Source organism: Bradyrhizobium sp. LeoA1Lang (assembly GCF_055413685.1).
In genome coordinates this window covers 1-255 of the sequence record NZ_JBVAPG010000598.1, presented here as the reverse complement: position 1 = coordinate 255, position 255 = coordinate 1, and the positions used below count along the sequence as shown (strand labels likewise).

At 71.8% G+C, this 255-nt stretch carries 1 pseudogene; it reads left to right on the top strand.

Annotation, left to right across the window (positions count from 1 at the left end):
• Positions 1-255, top strand: a pseudogene (locus tag ACZYOF_RS44645) (IS110 family transposase); the annotation flags it as partial.

Below are 255 nucleotides of genomic sequence, written 5' to 3'. Positions count from 1 at the left end.
GTGACGGAGCAGACCGCCCATACCAACCGGATGAAGGCGCTGCTGCGTCTGCTGGGTCTGGCGGTCGGGGCCCTGCGACGGCGCAACTGGCTCGCCTGGCTGGAGCAGCAGCGGGACTGGCAAGGGCGGCCGTTGCCGCCGCAGCTTCTGGCCGAAGTGAAGCGCGAGCATGCCCGGCTGATGCTGGTGCGTGACCAGCTCAAGGCGCTGGAGCAGGCCCAGGCGGCGGCGCAAGCCGCTGCGATGCCCGCACCG